The organism is Prauserella muralis, from assembly GCF_003202285.1.
Taxonomy (GTDB): Bacteria; Actinomycetota; Actinomycetes; order Mycobacteriales; family Pseudonocardiaceae; genus Prauserella_B; species Prauserella_B muralis.
In genome coordinates this window covers 784,474-805,762 of the sequence record NZ_MASW01000001.1, presented here as the reverse complement: position 1 = coordinate 805,762, position 21,289 = coordinate 784,474, and the positions used below count along the sequence as shown (strand labels likewise).

22 protein-coding genes, 1 tRNA gene and 1 pseudogene are annotated in these 21,289 nt (G+C 70.7%); 14 read left to right on the top strand and 10 right to left on the bottom strand.

Annotated elements, in window-relative coordinates:
* Positions 1-186 precede the first annotated feature (186 nt).
* Positions 187-696, bottom strand: coding sequence for a G/U mismatch-specific DNA glycosylase (gene mug / locus BAY60_RS04790; protein WP_112279580.1), 510 nt, complete (start codon positions 694-696; stop codon positions 187-189).
* A gap of 42 nt (positions 697-738) precedes the next feature.
* On the opposite strand from mug, the gene BAY60_RS04785 reads away from it, so the two are divergent.
* Positions 739-1,092: a VOC family protein gene (locus BAY60_RS04785; RefSeq protein ID WP_112279579.1), complete on the top strand. Its 354-nt coding sequence runs from the start codon at positions 739-741 to the stop codon at positions 1,090-1,092.
* A 123-nt stretch (positions 1,093-1,215) separates the two neighbouring features.
* Here the strand turns inward: BAY60_RS04785 and BAY60_RS04780 are convergent, their stop codons facing one another.
* Entirely contained in the window at positions 1,216-1,947 is a 732-nt protein-coding gene (locus tag BAY60_RS04780; RefSeq protein WP_112279578.1) for a VanZ family protein, read from the bottom strand.
* A 142-nt stretch (positions 1,948-2,089) separates the two neighbouring features.
* On the opposite strand from BAY60_RS04780, the gene BAY60_RS04775 reads away from it, so the two are divergent.
* Complete coding sequence (locus BAY60_RS04775; RefSeq protein WP_112279577.1) at positions 2,090-2,428, top strand: MmcQ/YjbR family DNA-binding protein; 339 nt, start codon at positions 2,090-2,092, stop codon at positions 2,426-2,428.
* 16 nt (positions 2,429-2,444) lie between these two features.
* Here the strand turns inward: BAY60_RS04775 and BAY60_RS04770 are convergent, their stop codons facing one another.
* The gene (locus tag BAY60_RS04770) at positions 2,445-2,909 is read right to left on the bottom strand and encodes a protein-tyrosine phosphatase family protein (RefSeq protein ID WP_112279576.1); all 465 of its coding nucleotides are present in this window, start codon (positions 2,907-2,909) and stop codon (positions 2,445-2,447) included.
* Between the two features lie 102 nt (positions 2,910-3,011).
* On the opposite strand from BAY60_RS04770, the gene BAY60_RS04765 reads away from it, so the two are divergent.
* The 5 genes and pseudogenes from BAY60_RS04765 to BAY60_RS04745 all read left to right on the top strand — a co-directional run bounded on the left by BAY60_RS04765 (position 3,012) and on the right by BAY60_RS04745 (position 7,380).
* Positions 3,012-3,569 (top strand): GrpB family protein, encoded by a 558-nt coding sequence (locus BAY60_RS04765; protein WP_112280714.1) that lies wholly within the window; start codon positions 3,012-3,014, stop codon positions 3,567-3,569.
* A pseudogene (locus BAY60_RS04760) lies at positions 3,569-4,308 on the top strand (tyrosine-protein phosphatase). The gene BAY60_RS04765 and the pseudogene BAY60_RS04760 overlap by 1 nt, the downstream one beginning before the upstream one ends.
* An 11-nt stretch (positions 4,309-4,319) precedes the next feature.
* Positions 4,320-4,859, top strand: coding sequence for a DinB family protein (locus BAY60_RS04755; RefSeq protein WP_112279574.1), 540 nt, complete (start codon positions 4,320-4,322; stop codon positions 4,857-4,859).
* A gap of 415 nt (positions 4,860-5,274) precedes the next feature.
* Positions 5,275-6,582 (top strand): HNH endonuclease signature motif containing protein, encoded by a 1,308-nt coding sequence (locus BAY60_RS04750; protein WP_170160304.1) that lies wholly within the window; start codon positions 5,275-5,277, stop codon positions 6,580-6,582.
* A gap of 63 nt (positions 6,583-6,645) precedes the next feature.
* Positions 6,646-7,380: a class I SAM-dependent methyltransferase gene (locus BAY60_RS04745; protein ID WP_112279572.1), complete on the top strand. Its 735-nt coding sequence runs from the start codon at positions 6,646-6,648 to the stop codon at positions 7,378-7,380.
* Positions 7,381-9,017: 1,637 nt separating this feature from the next.
* Here the strand turns inward: BAY60_RS04745 and BAY60_RS04735 are convergent.
* Positions 9,018-9,091 (bottom strand) — tRNA-Gly (locus BAY60_RS04735).
* Positions 9,092-9,221: 130 nt separating this feature from the next.
* Here BAY60_RS04735 and BAY60_RS04730 point away from each other — a divergent pair.
* The 3 genes from BAY60_RS04730 to BAY60_RS04720 all read left to right on the top strand — a co-directional run bounded on the left by BAY60_RS04730 (position 9,222) and on the right by BAY60_RS04720 (position 11,920).
* Entirely contained in the window at positions 9,222-10,460 is a 1,239-nt protein-coding gene (locus tag BAY60_RS04730; RefSeq protein ID WP_112279571.1) for an oxygenase MpaB family protein, read from the top strand.
* A gap of 19 nt (positions 10,461-10,479) precedes the next feature.
* Entirely contained in the window at positions 10,480-11,061 is a 582-nt protein-coding gene (gene dcd, locus BAY60_RS04725; protein WP_112280713.1) for a dCTP deaminase, read from the top strand.
* A gap of 103 nt (positions 11,062-11,164) precedes the next feature.
* The gene (locus tag BAY60_RS04720; protein WP_112279570.1) at positions 11,165-11,920 is read left to right on the top strand and encodes a CAP domain-containing protein; all 756 of its coding nucleotides are present in this window, start codon (positions 11,165-11,167) and stop codon (positions 11,918-11,920) included.
* Here BAY60_RS04720 and BAY60_RS04715 read toward each other — a convergent pair.
* Genes BAY60_RS04715 through BAY60_RS04700 form a run of 4 tightly spaced genes read right to left on the bottom strand, consistent with a single transcriptional unit; the run spans position 11,914 to position 15,669 of the window.
* A complete protein-coding gene (locus tag BAY60_RS04715; RefSeq protein ID WP_245992323.1) occupies positions 11,914-12,711 on the bottom strand; it encodes a crotonase/enoyl-CoA hydratase family protein in 798 nt (265 codons plus the stop codon). The two genes, BAY60_RS04720 and BAY60_RS04715, sit on opposite strands and share 7 nt — an antisense overlap.
* The gene (locus tag BAY60_RS04710; RefSeq protein ID WP_112279569.1) at positions 12,708-14,333 is read right to left on the bottom strand and encodes an acyl-CoA dehydrogenase family protein; all 1,626 of its coding nucleotides are present in this window, start codon (positions 14,331-14,333) and stop codon (positions 12,708-12,710) included. Before BAY60_RS04710 ends, BAY60_RS04715 begins: the two co-directional genes overlap by 4 nt.
* Positions 14,317-14,922 carry a TetR/AcrR family transcriptional regulator gene (locus BAY60_RS04705; protein WP_112279568.1) on the bottom strand — a complete coding sequence of 202 codons (606 nt, stop codon included), beginning with the start codon at positions 14,920-14,922 and terminating at the stop codon, positions 14,317-14,319. Before BAY60_RS04705 ends, BAY60_RS04710 begins: the two co-directional genes overlap by 17 nt.
* A gap of 39 nt (positions 14,923-14,961) precedes the next feature.
* Positions 14,962-15,669 (bottom strand): DUF742 domain-containing protein, encoded by a 708-nt coding sequence (locus BAY60_RS04700; RefSeq protein ID WP_245992322.1) that lies wholly within the window; start codon positions 15,667-15,669, stop codon positions 14,962-14,964.
* A gap of 196 nt (positions 15,670-15,865) precedes the next feature.
* On the opposite strand from BAY60_RS04700, the gene BAY60_RS04695 reads away from it, so the two are divergent.
* The gene (locus tag BAY60_RS04695) at positions 15,866-16,357 is read left to right on the top strand and encodes a PPC domain-containing DNA-binding protein (protein ID WP_112279566.1); all 492 of its coding nucleotides are present in this window, start codon (positions 15,866-15,868) and stop codon (positions 16,355-16,357) included.
* Positions 16,358-16,360: 3 nt separating this feature from the next.
* On the opposite strand, the gene BAY60_RS04690 is transcribed toward BAY60_RS04695, so the two are convergent.
* Positions 16,361-18,649 (bottom strand): (Fe-S)-binding protein, encoded by a 2,289-nt coding sequence (locus BAY60_RS04690; RefSeq protein WP_112279565.1) that lies wholly within the window; start codon positions 18,647-18,649, stop codon positions 16,361-16,363.
* 151 nt (positions 18,650-18,800) lie between these two features.
* Here BAY60_RS04690 and BAY60_RS04685 point away from each other — a divergent pair, with 151 nt between their 5' ends.
* Together BAY60_RS04685 and BAY60_RS04680 are read left to right on the top strand one after the other, a co-directional pair.
* Positions 18,801-19,130 (top strand): DMT family transporter, encoded by a 330-nt coding sequence (locus tag BAY60_RS04685; RefSeq protein ID WP_112279564.1) that lies wholly within the window; start codon positions 18,801-18,803, stop codon positions 19,128-19,130.
* Positions 19,127-19,687: a TetR/AcrR family transcriptional regulator gene (locus tag BAY60_RS04680; protein WP_112279563.1), complete on the top strand. Its 561-nt coding sequence runs from the start codon at positions 19,127-19,129 to the stop codon at positions 19,685-19,687. Before BAY60_RS04685 ends, BAY60_RS04680 begins: the two co-directional genes overlap by 4 nt.
* A gap of 56 nt (positions 19,688-19,743) precedes the next feature.
* Here BAY60_RS04680 and BAY60_RS04675 read toward each other — a convergent pair whose 3' ends face one another.
* Positions 19,744-20,286 (bottom strand): YbhB/YbcL family Raf kinase inhibitor-like protein, encoded by a 543-nt coding sequence (locus tag BAY60_RS04675; RefSeq protein WP_112279562.1) that lies wholly within the window; start codon positions 20,284-20,286, stop codon positions 19,744-19,746.
* A 152-nt stretch (positions 20,287-20,438) separates the two neighbouring features.
* Here BAY60_RS04675 and BAY60_RS04670 point away from each other — a divergent pair, with 152 nt between their 5' ends.
* Complete coding sequence (locus BAY60_RS04670) at positions 20,439-21,158, top strand: DUF4097 family beta strand repeat-containing protein (protein ID WP_112279561.1); 720 nt, start codon at positions 20,439-20,441, stop codon at positions 21,156-21,158.
* Positions 21,159-21,289: the final 131 nt, after the last annotated feature.

Genomic DNA, 21,289 nt, shown 5'->3' with positions numbered 1-21,289 from the left:
CCGCTGCACACGGCCCCCCATGTGCGAGGCCGGCTCCCGGTCCCTCCCCTGCTGGGACTCGCGACATCGGGCCTCGTGACGCTTTGGACGAGCATTCATTTAATCCATGACGGAGAGTCCCCCGGGAGGGGGGCCGCATTGCGGTTGAGCTGCGATTATGTGGCGTAGCCGCAGTGACACCGTGTGCTACGACGCGGCCTCGCGCAGCGCCGCGAACTCGGCGGCGAGCTGGTCGGGCGTCCAGTGCGCGTTGAGTCCGCTGGGGTTCGGCAGTAGCCACACGTCGACGCCGCTGACCTGCTCGTCCTGCGGTCCGACCGCGGCCCTTGGCCTGCCGAAGGCCGCGCGGAACGCGGTGATCCCGACCATCGCGAGCCAGCGCGGGCGGTACTCGGCGAGCTTGCGGGTGAGATTCCGGCCACCCTCGCGCAGTTCGTCGGCCGTGAGCTCGTCGGCACGTGCGGTGGTCCTCGCCACAAGGTTGGTGATGCCGAGCCCGTAGTCCAGGAGTTCGTGCTGCTCGCTGGGCGCGAGCCTGCGCGGAGTGAATCCGCTGCGGTGCAGGGCCGGCCAGAACCGGTTGCCCGGATGGGCGAAGTGGTGGCCGGTCGCTCCGGATCGGACGCCGGGGTTGATCCCGCAGAACAGCACACGCAACCCGGGTGCGATCACGTCCTCGACGTCCTGCCCGCCCATGACTGCCCAGTGTGCCTGCTGCCGGCGTGGTATGCAGAGTGCATGACCGCACATGTGCTCGCCGTCGCCGTCGACTGTGCCGATCCGGAGCGGCTCGCCTCCTTCTGGCGGGAGGTGCTCGGCTGTCCGGAGCCCCGGCGCTGGCACGACGCCGACGGTGCCTGCTACGTCGAACTCGACGGTGAGCCGTCGCTGGTGTTTCAGCCGGTTCCGGAGGCGAAGGCATGCAAGAACCGGCTGCATCTGGATCTCGCGCCCGTCGGCGGTGACCAGTACGCGGAGGTCGGCCGGCTGGTCGGCCTCGGCGCGCGGGTCCTCTCGGACGAGCAGCGGCATCCGTGGGTGGTGCTCGCGGATCCGGAGGGCAACGAGTTCTGCGTCCTGCCCCCGCGCTGACGAGCCGGGCGGGGTGGCGGGACCGTGGTCGTATCCCCTACGCTTTTGTGATCTGCCACACAAGCCGGCATCAAGGGGGATGCGTGGAACTGGCCCTGGTCGTCGCCCTCGCCTCGCTGCTCCTCATCGCTGCCGCGCTGACGGTCCTGCTCGAAGACCGGCGTGCGGCGCGACGGGACGCCCGGCAAAGGCAGGCCCGGCTGGCACGGCTGGGCGAGGCCGACCCACTGGCACCGGCACGGTTGCAGGCTCGGCTGGAGCAGCAGCCACGGCGCTAGCCCTGCGCAGTGCCACGAACAGGGCCGCGACGACCCAGCCGAGCAGTGCGCCCGCGGTGTTGTTCAGCAGGTCGTCGACGTCGAAGATCCGGTAGACGAACGGCGCGGTGCCGAAGTTGGCGGTGACCTGCGTGATCTCGATCGCCAGCGACGCGCCGAAGCCGAGCAGCACCGTCCCGGCGAGCCCGCGCCGCCACAGCAGGCGGGCGAACAGGCCCAGCGGGACGAACAGCAGCACGTTCATCGCCACCTGCTGGAAGGCCAGCGTGAACAGCGCGTGCGAGGAGGGCTCGCCGTGCCGGGCGAGCTCGGTGCCGACGTCGCTGACCCACTGCAACGGCACCAGCTGGACCGTCTGGGAGAGCCGGTTCGTGCCGGGCCCCGGCAGCGGAAGCAGCACCACGGCCACGGCGAGGCAGCCGTAGAGCGTCACCGCCGCGGTGGCGGCGACCCGCCTTCCCAGCACGCGGCCGAACCGGGCGTAGTGGCTGATCAGCTGCGGGACGAGCACGATGCCCCACACCACGCAGAACCCGAGCAGCCCGTAGACCAGTGCTGTTTGCTGTGCCGTCGTCATGATCTCGACGCTAGGACCGGCGAGGGTGCGCTGACCTCGGTCGAAGGGCCGCGAGCGCGCACGCGCATCGGCCGGACGGCCGATGGCCGGATGGTTCCCATTTCGCCAAGACCGGCGGGCTCGCAGGCGGGAGAATGGCGCCATGCCGACATGGGAGGACGTGGTGGCGATCGCCGCGGAGCTGCCGGAGGTCGAGGAGTCGACCTGGTTCCGGAGCCCGTCGCTGAAGGTCGCGGGCAAGGGCTTCGCCCGGCTGCGCACGGAGGCCGAGGGAGGGCTCGTGCTCATGTGCGGGCTGGACGAGAAGGCGGCGCTGCTGGACTCGGGCGATCCGGCGTTCTACACGACGCCGCACTACGACGGCTACGGGGCGATCCTGCTGAACCTCGACCTCGTCGACCGCGAGCAGCTGGCGGAGCTGATCGAGGAGGCGTGGCGGATCAAGGCGCCCGCCCGGCTCCGCAAGGCGGTGGACGGCTGAGGGGCGGGGCGTTGGGTCAGAGCCGGCGGCCGAGCCGTTGCCGGCGGGCGAACCACGCCACCCAGGCCCGTTGCCAGGGCAGCTCGGCGGCGTGGCGGTGGTAGTTGCGGCGGGCCCAGCGCAAGGCGTCCCGGGGTGGCAGTCCCGCGAGCGTGACGAGGCAGGCCAGCGCGGTGCCGGTGCGTCCGACTCCGCCGTGGCAGGCCAGCTCGACGCGCTCGCCAGCCCTGGCTCGCTCGCGCAGGCGGACGATGGCGTCCGCTGCCGCCTCCCAGTCCGAGGGCACCCAGCCGTCGGGCCAGTGCACCCACTCGTGCGGCCAGTCCAGCGACGGCTCGTGGCGGCGATGCAGGATGGCGGCGCCGAGGTAGAGCCCGAAGTCGGGCCGCGGCTCGCCCGGATCGGGCCTGCGCAGGCCCCGGCCGCGTACCCAGGTGCCGTCGGGCAGCTCGATCGCGCCGGGCAGCGCCGCGTCGGTCATGTCGCCGATTATCCGGAGCACCGGCGCCAGACGCGTGCGCGCCGAAGCGCTCGCCGAAATCGAGGTGATCGCCGTCACGTGGATGCGGTAGGAACGATGGTGATGTCCGAGCGGCTTACCGACGACGCGCTCGCGGCCAAACTGGTGGGCGGCCTGCGGCCCACCCGGGTCGAGCTGCGCGAATACGACCCGGCCTGGCCTGCCCGCTACGAGGCGTGTGCTGCCCAACTGCGCACGATTCTGGGTGATCGGGCGAGACTTATCGAGCACATCGGTTCCACCTCCGTGCCCGGCCTGGTGGCCAAACCGGTGATCGACATCGTCGCCGGAATCGACGCCCCGGATGACGAGCCCGCCTACGTGCCAGAGCTGGAGGCCGCGGGCTACGTCGTGCGCGTGCGGGAGCCGGAGCACAGGTGCCTTCGCCTCGAACGGACGGACGGGCCGGTGAACCTGCACTGCTACCCACCGGATCACCTGGAGGTGCGCCGCTACCTGGTGTTCCGTGATCGGCTGCGAGCCGATGCTGCCGATCGCGCCCGCTACGCCGCGGTGAAGCGCGAGCTGGCGCGTCACGAGTGGCGGGACATCAACTACTACGCCGAGGCGAAGTGGCCGGTGATTCGCGAGATCCTCGGCAACGCGGGCTGGACGGAGTGATGCGGGACTCCGGACGCGACCTCGACTGGCCGCGCTGCTACAACGTCCGCGATCTCGGCGGCCTGCCCACAGTGGACGGCTGCGCGACGTGCCCGCGTGCCGTGGTCCGCGCGGATTCCGTCGACCGGTTGATCGCGGAGGGCTGGGCGGCCCTCGGCTCGTACGGATCCGGACGGTGGTGGATCTTCGCAGTCCGGACGAGCGCGGTGATGGCGGCGCGAGACGTCCGGCCGAGCTGGCGACCGTGCACATCCCTCTGGACGATCCGGCCGACACCGAGTTCTGGGATCAATGGGGCGGCGGGCTGGACTGCACGCCGCTGTACTACGGCGCTTTCCTGCACCGGTTTCCGGCAACGGTGGCGCGCGTGATCGGTGCGGTGGCCGACGCCCGTCCCGGCGGGGTGCTGGTGCACTGCTCCGGCGGGAGAGACCGCACGGGCCTGGTCACCATGTTGTTGCTCGCGCTGGCCGGTGTGCCCGGCGAAACCATCGCTGACGACTACCTACGCAGCGCGCAGCGGTTGGCGCCGGCCTGGAAGGAGCTGGGTTTCGGTGACCAGAACGGCAGGATCGACGCGCTTGTCGCTTCCCACGGCACGTCTGTCCGCGACTCGGTACTCGCCACACTCGCGGCCGTGGAGACCGGCAGCTACCTGCGCCGGGCCGGGGTCACCGAGCGGCAACTCGCCGCACTCCGCGGCAGGTTGCTCGGCCGGTCGGGTGGAGCGGCTGCCTAGACTCGGCGGTCGTGACGATCGTGGACGAGCAGGGCCGTGCGGAGCCGCCCGTGGCTTCCGGGGAGACCGACACGTTGCTGGGCTTCCTGGAGTTCCACCGGGCCACGCTGGAGTGGAAATGCGCCGGGCTGGACGCGGATAGCCTGCGGGCGACGGTTGGCGCATCCTCGATGACGCTGGGCGGGATGCTCAAGCATCTGGCCTATGTGGAGGCCCACTGGTTCTCGCGAGCACTGCACGACCGAGGGCTCGGTGATCCGTGGGACGCGGTCGACTGGAAGTCCGATCCGGACTGGGACTGGCACTCGGCCGCGCGTGACAGCCCTGACGAGTTGTTCCGCGTGTGGCGGGATGCGGTGTTGCGTTCCCGGGAGCTCACCAGCGAAGCGCTGGCCGACGGCGGTCTGGACCGGCTGGCCACGCGAGGCTGGCCGGACGGGCGGAGGCCCAGCCTGCGATGGATCGTGGTGCACATGATCGAGGAGTACGCGCGCCACAACGGGCATGCCGATCTCATCCGGGAGTCGATCGACGGCGTCACCGGGGAGTAGCCACGGCGCCGGACACACTCAGCCGAGTAGGGAGTCGAGCCGGGCGGCCCTGGCCGCCAGGTCGTTGACGGCGATGGGGGTCGGCCAGGTCCGGCGCCGGCCACGGTCGCTGGAACCCCCTCGCCCGCCGACGATCGTCCAGCCACCAGCACGCGTCGCACGCGGCTGCCGGCAGCCAGGCCATCCGCGATCCGCTCGCCCATGTCGCCGGTGCCAACGATCAGTACCGCGGTCACCGGGCGAGCCCCAGCCACCTGGCCGGGGCGACTGGGAGAGGACTCAGTGGCCGAAGTCGTCTGACCATAGGCCACCCGATCGTGTACGAACATGTGTTCGAGTATCGCGCTACCATGATGGGGTGTTCGAGACATCGACTACCTCCAGCGACAGCGCCGCCTCGGTTGAGGGGTGGCGTGTGTCCGATGGGGAGCTGGCGGCGGCCTTGGTCGGGCAGGAGGTGGTGCTGCGGCAGGCCTATGCCGAGATGCTCGGGTTGTTGGGTGAGGCGCGGCGGCGGGGGTTGTCGGGTGGGTATGCCGATGTGCGGGGGTTTCTGGCCGAGGAGCTGCGCCTGTCGGCCCGGGAGATCCAGGCCCGGCTGGCGGATGCGACGGCCACCCAGGATGGGGTGACGCTGCGGGGAGACACCGTACCGGCGCCGTTGGCGGCGACCGGTGCCGCGCTGGCCGCCGGGCGGGTTGGGGTGGAGCAGGCGCGGGAGATCGGGCGGGTGTTCACCCGCTGCCCGGAATCCCTGTCGCACCAGGAGCGGGTCGAGGCGGAGCGGATTCTGCTGGAGCTGGCGGTGCAGGCGCGGCCGGAGGCGGTCCGGGCCGCGGGGCGGAGGCTGATCGCCTGCTGGCAGACCGACGATCGGCCGCCGGCCGATCCGCCGGAGCCGCAGCGGGCGTTTCGCTACCGCCGCAACCGCCGCGGGGAGATGGTGTTCTCCGGCTTCCTCGACCCGGAGACCGCCACCACCCTGGAGGGGCTGTTCGGGCCGCTCGCGACACCCCGCCCGGCCGATGCCGAGGGCCACCCGGACTGGCGCACCCGCGAACAACGCCAAGGCGACGCCCTGGCGGAGGTGATCGACTCCGCCGCGCGCGCGGACGAGCTGACGGTGCAGGGCGGACAGCGGGCGGTGCTGACCGTGACCATCCCCCTGACCGAGCTCGAATCCCGGGTCAACCGGCGCCTGCTGGACATACCCGGCTGCACCAGCCTCGACCAACTCCGCCGCCTGGCGTGTGAGGCGGAGGTGGTGCCCGCGATCTTCGGCCACCCCGGCCAGCCGCTGTACCTGGGACGGGGGGAACGCCACGCCAGCAAGGCCCAACGGCGGGCGCTGGCGCTGCGGGACCGTGGCTGCGCCTTCCCCGGCTGCGACCGGCCACCCAAGTGGACCGTGCCCCACCACATCCGGTACTGGATCAACCACGGTGGTACCGACATCGACAACCTGGTGCTGGTCTGCACCCGCCACCACCGGATCCTGCACCACACCGAGTGGGAGGTGCGGATCAACCCGGCCGACCGGCTGCCGGAGTTCCTGCCCCCCGCCCGGCTCGACCCCCCACGAAGACCCCTGCGCAACAGCGCCCACGGGGTGGTCGGGGCATGGCAGCACCGCGACCGGCCCCCACCCCCGCCCTCACCCTGGCGCGACGCCGGGAAACTGCGGTGTGAGCGACCGAGGGACCCTTCCGTCAACTCGCTGTGAGTTGAACGCCAAGGGGCGGGAGGTGTTTGCTCGCGCCGTGACGGCTCTGCTTGGCTGCGTGCTGTGTCGAGGTTCGAGGATCCGGCCAGCTATGGCGAGGCTTGGGCGTCGGTGTACGACGATCTGTTCGACGGGTCGGACGTATCGCCCGCGATCGAGCTACTGGCGGGCCTGGCCCACGACGGGCGGGCGCTGGAACTGGCGATCGGAACGGGCCGCGTGGCCCTGCCGCTCGCCGAGCGCGGCGTCGAGGTTGTGGGCATCGACTCGTCCGAGTCGATGGTGGCCCGGCTGCGCGAGAAGGCGGGAGGGCAGAGCATTCCCGTCACCATCGGCGACATGGCCGACGTCGCCGTCGAAGGGCCGTTCGACCTCGTTTACCTGGTCGCCAACAGCTTCTTCGCGTTGCTCACGCAGGCCAGGCAGGTCGATTGCTTCCGTGCGGTCGCAGGTGCCCTGGCGCCCGGCGGGTCGTTCGTCCTCGAATGTTTCGTCCCCGACCCCGGGCGCTTCGATCGCCGAGTTCAGACGCTTGCCGTGGGCGAAGACTCGGCCACCTACGAGGTCGCACTGCACGATGCCGTGCACCAGCGAGTCGATGCTCAGCACATCACCGTGGACAGCGAAGGGCACCGGCTCCGGCCCGTGGCCCTCCGCTACGCTTGGCCGGCCGAACTCGACCTGATGGCACAACTGGCCGGGCTCCAGCTGGGAGAACGATACGGAGACTGGGACCGCCGACCGTTCGACGCCACGAGCACGAAACACGTGTCGGTGTACCACTCGGCCGACAAGTGAACCTCGGGTCCACATCAGACGGTTGTGAATCGGGTCCGCGTGCCAACCTGGGATCTACAGGCAGCGATCGCAGCCACCGATTGGTCCGCGCTCGATGTCTGAGGCTGCTGCCCCGCCACGACGACATGCGGGGCCGCGTTGAGCTTCCAGCGGCCACGAGTGAGGCGGTCCGGATGGTCGCGACCGGGCTCTCGGGCCTGGTGGACAAGCACCGTTCCGGGCAGCTGCACGGCGCCGTAACGGCCGAATGATGTTGCCGGCGGGTTGGTGGAAGTGATCAACACAAGCGGAAGGCCCGCTTCCCAGGATCGGGAGGCGGGCCTTCTGATCTGCGGAAACAAGTCTGGAGCGGATGACGGGAATCGAACCCGCGTTCTCAGCTTGGGAACCAGCGTGATCACGCTGGAAAGTGGCCCTGACCTGCGGACGAGTATGTGCGCGGGGTGCCGCTGTTGGCCGTGGTTGACCGCCCTGAATGGCCCGCTAATGGCCCGTTCTAGACGGCTGCTGCTGCACTTAGTACTGTCGGTGCGGCCGTCAAGATCGAGCCAACGCCCACCATGAGCAGTCCTACGATCTGGAGGCGAACGCTGCTCGTTGCGAGTGATGCGATGCGGGTGTCGACCGAGCGATCAACACGCTGGACCTCAGCATTGAGGTCAGCCTTAACCTTGGATGTCTCGTCGCGAACTCTCCTTAGGTCGTTATCTAGGCGCCTTCGGTCCTCGACTACTTCTTCCTCGATGGTGGTGATACGCCTAACGAGTAACCGGAGCTGCTCTTCTACCGGTGCGTCTTCTGGGATAGGCAAGCCGAAACGGGTACCGCTAGCCGAAGCACTCAAGTTGATCGCGATTGTTGCGCTCGCGGAGTGCACGCGGACATCTCGGGGACGACGCAGAATGTGTTGGCGGATCCAGGCTGCTGATCTGGTGAGTGCTGGCCACAATGGCTCCTTTGAATGGTCTCTGAACTAAATTGCGTACGCCCGCCAAGCACAGCCAATGCCGACCAGGGTGAAAAGCACGCCGACGCTTGTGACGATCAGGGTCCACATGCGTGAAGTGTCGGTCACCTCGTCTTCGGTCAGCTTCGGTACCCCGCCCACAGCCTCCCCGTTCCCTTCGCCCCTGCCGATCCGTTGCGCCGTGGTGGTCGGGTCAAGGGTGAGCGCAGCTCATCGCGTCAGCGACGCCGGAGGCGCCCTTGATGCGGCCAGTGCGGCGTAAGACGATCACCGGGCGAGAAGGGGGCTCCGCAGGGTGCCGCGCGGCTGCCGTGTCGCCTCGTGCAGGAAAGCGCGGATCGCAACGCGAGCGCAGGGCCGCCCGGCCGGAGCGCCAGCGAGAGGCCGGGGCGTGCCCGGCGGCGGTGCGCGGAGCGCGCCGCTCTTGACCAGCGGGCCACGAGCGATGCCGACGAGCGGATCGCCGACCGGTTGTCGGAACTGGTGGACAAGCATCGCCAGGGCGCGGACGCGTCCACCTCGCAGGACGATGACGACCCGGACGATGGTGCGGCTGGCGCGCCAGTGCCGGTTCGCTAATGGCCCATTAATGGCCCAGCCGACGAGTTGATCTCGAAAGCAGAAACCCCCAGGTCCACATTCGACGGTGTGTGACCTGGGGGTTTCGGTCTGGAGCGGATGACGGGAATCGAACCCGCGTTCTCAGCTTGGGAAGCTGATGTTCTACCATTGAACTACATCCGCAGCGCCCCAGAGCATACACGGTGCTGATCTGTCCCCCGCACGCGGGTTTCCCCCAGGAGTCCCTTCTTGACGGCGCCGCCCTGAAGTGACAACACTTGTTGTCTACGTGGTGTACGGGCAGGTGAGCGCGATGGGCGACGACGAGCGGTTGCCGGATCCGGACCTCCTGCGGCAGGGCGGCTTCCGGCTCGCGGTCCGGCTGTTCGCGCCGGGCGACCTGCGTGCGACCGAGCGCCAGGTCCGGCGGCTGCGCGCGTTCGCACAGGCCGAGGATCCGCCGGCCGACGCGCTCGCCGCCGCGATGCGCGCCCGCGGCTCCGGCGAGCTGCGAGCGGGGTTCGAGCGGGCGCTGCAGCACGGCATCGACGCGGTCGAGGATCCGCCCGCCGAGCTGGCCGACTTCTTCCGCGCCGTCGAGGCGACGCCGTACTGGGTCGACACGGCCCGGCTCGAGCGCGGTGCCCGCGCCATCGCCCGCACCGGCATCCTCGGCCTCTTCCCGCTCGGCGACATGTCCCTCATGGGCGGGTATCTCGCATCGCGCGCCACGAAATCCCTGGTCGGCACCGGGGCCATCGAGCAGGCCGCCAGCCGCAGGCTCGTCGAGACGGCCGTGTGGTGGATCGACGTGACCACCCCCGGGGCGCTGCGCATCGGCGGCCACGGCTATGCCTCCGCCTTGCGCGTACGGCTCGTGCACGCGCACGTCCGCGCCGCGATGAACCGCCGCGCCGACTGGGACTACGCCGCATGGGACCGGCCGGTCAACCAGGTCCAGACGGTCGGCACACTGCTGCTCTTCTCCCTGGTCTACGTACTCGGCATGCAGCTGCTCGGCGTCCGCTACACCGACCGTGAGCGCGCCGACATGCTGCACCTGTGGCGCTACGTCGGCTGGCTGATGGGCATCCCGGAGCAACTGCTGCCCGCCACCGAGGACGACGCGTGGCGGCTGCTGTGGCTGCTCGCCACCACCGAGTTCGTCCCCGACGACGACTCGCGGCGCCTGGCGGCCGCGCTGCTGAGGTCGCACGCCGACGTCGGCCGGGGCCGCGGAGCCGTCGGCAAGGTGCTCTCCCACGTCTCCGTGCGCGTCCATTCCTCGATCAGCAGGCTCGTCCTCGGCAAGACCAACGCCGACTTCCTCGGCCTGCCCAACGACCCCGTCGCGCAGGGCCTCGTCGTGGCCGCGGCGGCCGCCAACTTCGCCGCCGAGACCGTCCGCCAGTGGGTGCCCGGCGCGACGCTGCTGCAGGAGCGCCTCGGGGACCTCGGCAGACGCCAGTACGCCCGCAGGCTCGGCGCCCTCTTCCGCACCGACCCCACCTACGCGCGCCACACACCCACCGAGGACCAGCCCGCCGCATGATCCCCGCTAGGGTGTGCGGGTGCTACTGAGTGACCGTGACCTCCGCAAGGAGCTCGATGCCGGGCGGCTCGGGGTCGACCCGTTCACCCCGCAGATGCTGCAGCCGTCCAGCATCGACGTGCGTCTCGATCGCTTCTTCCGCGTCTTCGACAACACGAAGTACACCCACATCGACCCGGCGCTGCAGCAGGACGAGCTCACCTCCCTCGTGGAGAAGGACGGCGAGGACCCGTTCGTGCTGCACCCCGGCGAGTTCGTGCTCGGCTCCACCTACGAGATCTTCACCCTGCCCGACGACCTCGCCGGGCGGCTGGAGGGCAAGTCGTCGCTGGGCAGGCTGGGCCTGCTGACCCACTCCACGGCCGGGTTCATCGACCCCGGCTTCACGGGGCACATCACCCTCGAACTCTCGAATGTGGCGAATCTCCCCATCACCCTGTGGCCGGGGATGAAGATCGGCCAGCTATGCCTGTTCCGGCTCACCAGCGCCGCCGAGCACCCCTACGGTTCGGCCCAGGCAGGCTCCCGCTACCAGGGACAACGCGGCCCGACGCCGAGCAAGGCGTACCGCAACTTCGATCGCATCGACACCCGCCGCTGACGCAGCGTGATAAACAAAAAGTAACGGTTCAATAACTCACGCTTTGGTGGTAGCTTCCGCTCTTGTGTCTGCCCCGAACTCGCGAATTCGCTCACTGTTAGTGATGTTCAGTGTGCTTGTGGGTGTCGCGGCGGCGGCCGGCGGGCACCTGCTCTGGCTGAACCCGCCGGGCCCCGACACCACCGTCGCCCTGCCTGACGACGCGGATGGCACCACCTACGACACCCCGCTCCGGCGCGCGGAGCCCGGCTCCGCCTCGCCGTCGGCCAGCACTGCCGCATCCCCGACCGCCAGCTCCCCGCCCCCCGAACGCACCACCACCGGCGGCGCCGCTCCCCCCGAACCGGCGCCCACCAGCAGCACCGAGTCCACCGAGACGACCACCGAGCGCACCACCACCGGCACCAGCTCGCGCCACCCCGGACCCACGAGCGAGCGCCCCGGCAACACCGCAAGGTCGGAAACCAGCGCCCCCACCAGCACCAGTGGCGGCCCGCTGACCACGCAGGTCGTCACGCTCGTCAACGCCGAGCGCGCCGATGCGGGCTGCGCACCCGTCACGGTCGACAGCAGGCTCACCACCGCCGCGCAGGCGCACAGCGACGACATGGCCCGCCGCGGCTACCTGGAGCACACCACGCCCGAGGGCGTGACGTTCGACCAGCGCATCCGCCGGGCCGGCTACCCGCGTCCCGCGGCCGAGAACATCGCGATGGGCCTGTCGAGCGCCGACGCGGTCATGGACGCGTGGATGTCGTCCGAAGGGCACCGCCGCAACATCCTCAACTGCGACATCTCGGCCATCGGCGTGGGCGTGAACTCGTCGGGCTGGTACTGGACGCAGAACTTCGGCTACTGAGGTCCCTGCTCGAAGCGGCCGTGGCGCCCGGCTCCCGAGGCGAACCGCTGGGCGCCCGCGAGCGCGTCGGCGCCCAGCGACGCCAGCCCGTGCCGCAGCTCGGCGGCCAGCGCTTCGGGCTCGGGGAGGCCCTCCTGCTCCAGCATGGAGAGCCGGTCCTCGCGCAGGCACGTCTGCGGGAACGCGGCGATCTCGGCGGCCAGCCGCTCGGCGGCCTCGCGCGCCGTCCCGGTCGGCACGACCCGGTTGACCAGCCCCATCGACAGCGCCTCGTCCGCCTGCACGCCCCTCCCGGTCAGCACCAGGTCCATCGCCCGGCTCTGCCCGATCAGCCGGGGCAGCCGCACGGTGCCGCCGTCGATCAGCGGCACGCCCCAGCGGCGGCAGAACACGCCCAGCACCGCGTCCTCCTCGGCCACCCGCAGGTCACACCACAGCGCGAGCTCAAGCCCACCGGCCACGGCGTAACCGGACACGGCCGCGATCACCGGCTTGGAGAGCCGCAGCCGGGTGGGTCCCATCGGCCCGTCCCCGTCCTCGGCGACCCGGTTGCCGTTCTCGGTCCCGATGGCCTTGAGGTCGGCGCCCGCGCAGAAGGTGCCGCCCTCGCCCCACAGCACGGCGACGCTCGCGTCGTCGTCGGCATCGAACGCGCGGAACGCGTCGGCCAGCGCCGCCGCGGTCGGCCCGTCGACGGCGTTGCGCTGCGCCGGGCGGCTCAACACCACCGTGGTGACCGGGCCGCGCCGTTCCACTCGCACCGGCAGATCCGCCCCCTGCGACGTGCTCACGGCAGGATCCTTCCCGTGATGGCGCCGGTGTCGACGCCGGTGGGCAGGGTGCCGAAGGCGACGCCCCAGTCGCCGCCGAGCCGCGAGGCGCAGAACGCGTCGGCGACGGCCTTGTCGCCGTAGCGCACCAGCAGCGACCCCTGCAGCACCAGCGCCAGCAGCTCCACCAGCCTGCGTGCGCGGAACTCGATGTCGGCGAGGTCGGCAAGCTCCTTGCGCACGCGGGCGATGGCGTCGTCGAGCCTGGCGTCGGCGCCCGCCGCCCGCTCGACCTCGGTGAAGAACGCCTCGACCGCATCGGGTTGCCTGCCCATCGCCCGCAGCGTGTCCAGGGCGGCGACGTTGCCGGAGCCCTCCCAGATCGACGACAGCGGGGACTCCCGGAACAGGCGCGGCATGCCCGACTCCTCCACGTAGCCGTTGCCGCCGAGGCATTCCAGCGCCTCCGCCGCGTGGGCGGGCGCCCGTTTGCACACCCAGTACTTGGTCACCGCGAGGCCCAGCCTCCGAAACGCCGCCTCAGCGGCATCGCCCGCGACGGCACGGTCACTGGCTCCCGCCAGCCGCAGCGCGACGACGGTGGCGGCCTCGGCCTCCACGGCCAGATCGGCGAGCACGTTGGCCATGAGCGGCTGCCGCTCCAGTGGCGCGCCGAACGCCGAGCGGTGCCGCGCGTGGTGCGCGGCCCGCAGCGCGCCGTAGTGCATCCCGGCCGCGCCGCCGATCACGCAGTCGAGCCGCGTGTTGTTGACCATCTCGATGATCGTGCGGACTCCGCGCCCCTCCTCGCCGACCAGCCAGCCGACGGCCTGGTCGTACTCGATCTCGGCGGAGGCGTTGGAGCGGTTGCCCAGCTTGTCCTTGAGCCGCTGCAGCAGGATGCGGTTGCGGGTGCCGTCCGGCAGTACGCGGGGCAGCAGGAAGCACGACAGCCCGCCCGGCGCCTGCGCCAGGGTCAGAAACATGTCGGACATGGGTGCCGAGGTGAACCACTTGTGCCCGACCAGCACGTAGCTGCCGTCGCCCGCGGGCGTGGCCCGGGTGGTGTTGGCCCGCACGTCCGAGCCGCCCTGCTTCTCGGTCATCGACATGCCGGCGATGAGGCCGCGCTTGGTGCCCGGCTCGCGCAGGCCGTAGTCGTAGTCCCGGGCGGCCAGCAGCGGCTCGTAGGCACTCGCGAGCCCGGCGTTGTGCCGGAGCGCGGGCACGGCCGAGTAGGTCATCGAGATCGGGCAGGTGTGCCCGGCCTCCACCTGGCTCCAGACGTAGAACTTGGCGGCGCGGGCCACGTGGGCACCGGGTCGCTCGTCCTGCCACGGCGTCGCGTGCAGGCCATGGGACACGGCCACGTCCATCAGGTCGTGCCAGTGCGGGTGGAACTCGACCTCGTCGATGCGGGTGCCGACCCGGTCGTGGGTCCGCAGCTTCGGCGGGTTCTCGTTGACGAGCCTGCCCCATTCCTGCGCCTGCTCACCGCCCGCGAGCCTGCCCAGTTCGCGCAGCTCGTCCTCGGCCCAGGCCGCGCCCTCGCGGCGAAGGCCCTCCAGCAGCGCGGGGTCCTCGGCGGCGTCGTACCCGGCGAGCGGCGGCACCTGGTTGGTCACGTCATGGGTGGGTGGCATCGTGGGCTCCTAACGCACGGAGGGTGAAGGTGGAGAGTTCGCCGACGGCGCCGGGGTCCTGCGAGGTGAGCGGTCCGATCATCACCTCGGCGACGGCCCCGACGATGGCGGCGGCGGTGAGCTGGGCATCCTGCGGTGGCAGCACCCCGGCGCGGATGCCCTCGCCCACCCAGCGTGCGACGACGTCCCGGAACGCCCTGCGGAACACCAGCCGCTCGGCCTCCACGGGCGCGTCGACGGGTTCGGCGAGCAGGGCGTAGGCCAGCCGGGGAGTCTTGAGGGCGCGGCTCGCGAACGTCTCGACGACGGCGACCACGCGTTCGGCGACGTCGCCGGGCTCGTTCGCCGCCCGCTCCACCGCGCCGACCTCGCGGGTGACGAGCAGCCCGAACAGCTCGGCGACCAGTTCGGCCTTGCCGGGGAAGTGCCGGTACACGCTGCCGGTGGCCACGCCGGCCTTGGCGGCGACGGCGGCCATCGAGCAGCCCGCGTAGCCGGAGTCGGCCAGCACTTCCACGGCGGCGTCGAGAATCGCGGCCCGTTGCGAGTCCATGCGGGCCTGGATCTTGGGGGTGCGGCGGTACACCACCCAAGAAGTGAAGCACTGATTCACTTCTTCAGGCAAGCCTCAGAGCCGGTGCAGCCCCTCCAGCACCCGCTGCATGAGCACGTAGTCGGGCCTGCCGCCCTCGGTGGCCATGCTGCTGTGGACGTGCACGTAACCAGCCTCGGCGAGGTCGCTGATGAGCACCCTCGCCACGCCGAGCGGGACCGAGAGCAGGGCGGCGACCTCGGCCACCGACCGGGGTTGCCTGCACAGCCTGCCGACCGCCATGTACTCCGAGCTCAGCTGCTCCCGGTTCCACGGAGCCTGCTGGTCGGTGGAGATCAGCGTCTCGACGTGCAGGTCGTCCCTGGCCCGCGTGCGGCCCTTGGTCAGCACGTACGGGCGCACCCGCAGCCGATGCTGCTCCGCGGCGTCGTCCTCGGCATCCGCGTGCCGGTCGGCTGCGGCGAGCACCCGCTCCGTGCGGGGCGGAGGATCACCCGTCCGTGCGGGCGGGGCCGGCTCCGGGTCGGGATCCGGGGGCAGTGCGGCCTGCTCCTCCGGCTCCAGGCGTTCCAGCTGCCGCGCGGAGGGAAACCGGGCGCCGGACCGGCCCACGCGGCGCTGGCGGGGCCCGTCGTCCGGCGGCAGGGACTGGTCCTCCTGGGCCTCGGGCTGCTGCTCCTCGTAGCCCAGCCGCTCCCGCTGTCTGGCGGAGGGAAAGCGCGCACCAGAACGGCCGACGGGTCGCCCGTCCGCCCGTTTGCGCTGCTCATCCGAGGTGCCCACGCTTCGTCCGCCTCGCCTGGTGCTGACCTGACCCCGCGGGCTGCGTTGACTGCGAGGATGGACCATGTTACCCGGTCTGTCCAGCTCCCGCCCGGTCTACAATGGACCGCCGAGTTCCTCCCTTCGAACCGGTTTCCCATGCGTGCGCAGCGGCAACCCGCATAGCTCACCCGGATCACGAAGGAAGGTGACTGCGATGGCCGGCTTCGCAGCGCTCGGTGACCTGCCCTCCCGCACCTACGTCGTCGTGCTCGCCGCCGGGGACCCGGCGATGAGCACGCTCCGCTCGTTCGCGAACCAGCAGCGGCTCCAGGCCGCGTCACTGACCGCCATCGGCGGTTTCAGCCAGGCCACGCTGGCCTTCTTCGACGTGGAGGAGAAGCAGTACCAGGACATCCCTGTCGACGAGCAGGCCGAGGTGCTGTCGCTGGTCGGCGACATCGTGCGGGCCCCGGACGGCGACTGGCAGGTGCACGCCCACGCCGTGCTCGGCCTGCGGGACGGCAGCACGCGGGGCGGGCACCTCAGGGAGGCCACCGTCCGGCCCACGCTGGAGGTGACGATCACCGAGACACCGGCCCAGCTGACGCGCCGCTACGACGACGAGACCGGCCTCGCGCTGATCGACGTCGCCGAGCGCGAGCCGCTCACGCCCACGGACCCGCTCGAGCACGGGCTGTCGCCCTGAGTCCTACTTGTCCTCCTCGGCCTGCGCGGTGCCGGTGGGCGCCTCGTCGGTCGGGACATCGGCCTTGCCGTCGGGCTCGGCCTCACCGCCGGAGCTGGCGGCGCCGACCGGCACCGGCTTGCGCTCCTCGCCGCGGCGCACCGCCGACAGCAGCAGCTGGGCGACGTCGACGACCTCGACCTGCTCGCCCGCCTTGCCGTCGTTCTGCCGTGACGTGACACCGTCGGTGAGCATCACCCGGCAGAACGGGCACCCGGTGGCGATCTTCGACGGCGCGGTGCCGAGGGCCTCGTCGACGCGCTCGACGTTGATCCGCTTGCCGATGCGCTCCTCCATCCACATGCGCGCGCCGCCCGCGCCGCAGCACATGGACCGGTCGGCGTGCCGCGGCATCTCGCGCAGGGCCGCACCGGAGGCGCCGACCAGCTCCCGCGGCGCCTCGTACACCTTGTTGTGCCTGCCCAGGTAGCACGGGTCGTGGTAGGTGACGTCCTCGGCGATGGGGGCCACCGGCGTGAGCCGCTTCTCGCGCACCAGGCGGTTGAGCAGCTGGGTGTGGTGCACGACCTCGTAGTCGCCGCCCAGTTCCGGGTACTCGTTGGCGAGCGTGTTGAAGCAGTGCGCGCAGGTCACGACGATCTTGCGCCTGGCCTGCTCGGTGTCCTCGAACACCGAGTTGAGCACCTCGACGTTCTGCTGGGCGAGCATCTGGAAGACGAACTCGTTGCCCGCGCGGCGGGCCGGGTCGCCGGTGCAGGTCTCCTCGGGGCCCAGCACGACGTACTTGACACCCGCGATGTGCAGCAGCTCGGCCACGGCCCGCGTGGTCTTCTTCGCCCGGTCCTCGAACGCACCCGCGCAGCCGACCCAGAACAGGTACTCGGCGTCTCCGAACTCACCGTCGAACACGGGCACCTCGAAGTCGAGGTCGTCGGCCCACGCCAGCCGGTCCTTGGCGTTCTGGCCCCACGGGTTGCCCTTGTTCTCCAGGTTCTTGAACATCGTGTTCAGCTCGGTCGGGAAGTTCGACTCGATCATGACCTGGTACCGGCGCATGTCGACGATGTGGTCGACGTGCTCGATGTCCACGGGGCACTGCTCGACGCACGCGCCGCAGGTGGTGCACGACCAGAGCACCTCGGGGTCGATGACGCCGCCGTCGTCCCCGACGAGCGCGCGGTCGGCCTCGGCGAGGGCCAGCACGTCGATGCCCTCGTACGGGTTGTCGCCGGTGAGCCCGACCTCCTCGCCGGTCATGTCCTTGCGGCCACCCGCGAGCAGGTACGGCGCCTTGGCGTAGGCGTGGTCGCGCAGCTGCGTGATGACCAGCTTGGGCGACAGCGGCTTGCCGGTGTTCCACGCCGGGCACTGCGACTGGCAGCGGCCGCACTCGGTGCAGGTCGAGAAGTCGAGCCAGCCCTTCCAGCTGAAGTCCTCGACCTTGCCCGCGCCGAAGACGTCCTTCTCCGGGTCGGCCTCCTCGAAGTCGAGCGGCTTGCCGCCGCTCATCATCGGCTTCAGTGCGCCGAGGGCGACGCCACCGTCGTCCTCGCGCTTGAAGTAGATGTTGAAGAACGCGCTGAACCGGTGCCAGGCGATGCCCATCGTCAGCGTGGTGCCGACGACGTAGAGCCAGATCATGCCGGAGAGCAGCTTGACGAGCGCCATGATCGACACGGCGGCGGTGCTCGTCGGCAGCAGCTCGGCCAGCGGCTGCGTGACGAAGCTCGACCACAGTGCGGGATCCTCGATGCCGCTGGAGATCTTGAATGCCTTGACGCCGAGGATGCCGATGCCCTCGATGATCACCACGGCCTCGACGAAGTACGCCTGGGCGAAGTTGGAGCCCGCGAAACGCGACTGCCGGTCGGCGCGGCGCGGGTGGTTGAGCTGCCGGATGATCGCCAGCGCCACGCCGCCGAGCACGGTGCCGAGGCCGAGCAGTTCGAGCAGCAGCTGCCACGGCTCCCAGTGGCCGATGATCGGCCAGGCGAAGTGCGGCACGAAGGTCTCGCCGTAGGCCTCGAACAGCGCGAGCGAGCCGAGCAGGAAGCCCCACATGACGAGCCAGTGCCAGGGCCCGACGTGGCGGAACTTGTTCATTCTCGTATGCGCCACGAACTCCGTGATCAGGGTTCGCATCCGCGGAACGAACGGGCCGTTGCGTGTGGCGTCCGGCTGGCCGAGCCGGATGATGCGTATCTGGCGCAGGACACCTGCGACGAACACACCCCAGGCGACAACGCTGACGGCAACGCCGATCACGCCGAGCGTGATCTGCAGTGCACCCATGATCGGGCCTTTCGGTTCGGGACTTCGCGTGGTGGGTTCCGGGAGCCTAACGCTTCTTACCGATCAGTAACCCATTGCGGGGCCGGAAGTCCCACTGATGTGGTGCAAAACTCGCGGTTATTGGGACGATCGTTCAGGTAGTCTCGGTGGCATGGGTGCGTACTTGCTGATCGCCGGGGCGATCCTGGCCGAGGTCACCGCCACGGTGTCGCTGAAACTGTCCGAGGGTTTCAGCAAACCGGTCCCGTCGATCGTCGTCGTGGTCGGCTACGGCATCGCCTTCGTGCTCCTGTCGCGGGCGCTCAAGGCCGGGATGCCGGTGGGCGTCGCCTACGCCATCTGGTCGGCCATCGGCGTCGCGCTCGTGGCCATCGTCGGCGCGGCCTTCCTCAACGAGAGCATGAACCTGACCATGGTGGGCGGGCTCGCGCTGCTGATCGGCGGGGTGGTGCTGCTCGAACTCGGCAGGGCCGCCCAGTGAGGCGCCAGGTCGACGGCCGCAAGCTGCGCGGCGAGAAGCGCCGGGGCGAGATCATCGAGGCCACGCTGCGCGTCATCGAACGCGACGGCGTCGCCGGGGTCACCCACCGCACGGTCGCCAAGGAGGCCGGGGTGCCGACCACCTCGACCACCTACCACTTCGCGGGCCTCAACGACCTGCTCATCGCCACTCTCATGGAGTGCGCCCGCGACATGGCCACCGAGGTCTACTGGATGATCGACCGGGCCCGCTCGCGGGGCAGCAGGGGCGCGGAGGAGGTCGCCAACCTGCTCGCCGAGGCACTCGGCCCGCGCCGTGGGCGCACGATGGCCGAGTACGAGCTGTACCTGCTGGCGGCGCGGCGCCCCGAGCTGCGGACCGCCGCGCGACGCTGGCTCGACGTGCTCACCTCGATGGTGCGGCACGACGACGAGGTGGCCTTCCGGGTCTTCCTCGCGGGGATCGACGGGCTGCTGATCCAGGGCCTCATCGACGACGAGCCGCCGACGGCAGAGGAACTGCGGCCGGTCGTCGACTACCTGCTCAAACCGCGCTGAGTCCCTGCGCCGAGGCGCGGCGGGGCACACGCGGTGCGCCCCGCCTGCGCGGGCCTTCAGCCCTTGTTCTCGAAGATCGGAGTCAGGGTCGCCCTGGCGAGCGTGTGGCCGAACATGTTGAAGCCGAGGAAGGCCGGGCTCGCCGACTCCCCAACGTCCAGCGACTCCACGTCGAGGGCGTGCACGGCGAAGATGTAGCGGTGCGGGCCGTGGCCGGGAGGCGGGGCCGCGCCGAGGTACTGCCGGACACCACCGTCACCCACGAGCGTCCGGGCGCCCGAGGGCAGGCCGGAACCCTGCGCGTCGCCCGCGCCGGAGGGCAGTTCGGTGACCGAGGCGGGGATGTTGAACACGGCCCAGTGCCAGAAGCCACTGCCGGTGGGCGCGTCCGGGTCGAAGCAGGTGACGGCGAAGCTCTTGGTCTCCGGCGGGAAGCCCTCCCAGGCCAGGTGCGGCGAGCGGTCCTCGCCGCCGGGGACGCCGAAGATGCCGCTGCGGTGCGGTTCGGCCAGCGTCTGTCCCTCCGCCACGTCGTCGCTGCGCAGCGTGAACGACGGCACGGACGGCAGCGACTCGTACGGGTTCTGCGCTCGGGTCATGCGTTCCTCCTCCGGTGATCGGTTCCGGGGCCAAGGCTAGTTCGAGGGTGGGGACAACCTCAGGGTGGAATCGGGGGCCGACCCGGATGTGCCCGGGGTTCCGTGCGCCCTACCTTGAGCTGCGCAGGGAAGTTGAGGCGGGAGGACTCATCATGGGGCGTGCGGGGCTGGCGGTCGGGGGCGTGGCGCTGATCGGCGTCGGGGTGGCGGTGGCGTTCGGCTGGCTGTGGCCGTCCACGGCCGAGGCCACTGCCGAGCTGGACCAGCCCGTCAGCACGGTGCGGGTGGCCGGCGACAGCGGGGACGTGACGATCCGGGCGGCCGACGTCGACGCGGCGACGGTGCGCCAGGTCTTCCGGTACCGGTGGGACCGGCCCGGCGACGCCTACTCCGTCGAGGGCACGACACTCGTCCTCGGCGCGTGCGAGGACTGGAGCTGCTCGGTCGACTACGAGGTGCTCGTGCCGAGCGGCACGACGGTCACCGGGAACGTCGACTCGGGAGAACTGACGATCGAGGGCGTCGCGAGCGCCGACGTCGAGGCCGACTCCGGCGACATCGACGTCCGCGACGTGGCCGGGCCCGTCACCGTCCGGCTCGACTCGGGCAGCTTCACCGGCGAGGGCCTCAGCGGGACCGTCGAGGCGGACCTCAGCTCCGGCGACGTCGACGTGACGCTGTCCGAGCCCGGCGACGTGCGGGTGAGCGTGGACAGCGGGGACGTGCGGGTAGCCGTGCCGGAGGGCGACTACCGGGTGGACGGCGACTCGGACAGCGGAGACCGCGACATCGAGATCACGCAGGACCCGTCGGCGGGCAACGTGCTCGACCTCGGCACCGACAGCGGCGACGTCACCGTCACCCGGGCCTGAGACCCGGCGGGAACAATGCCGCGAGCCCGCTCGTTGGGCCTGGCAGGAAGGTTGAGCGAACCTCACTCAAGTCCGGTTTGACGCCTGGGGTAGCCACCGGATACAACTTGAGTGAACCCCACTCAACGTGG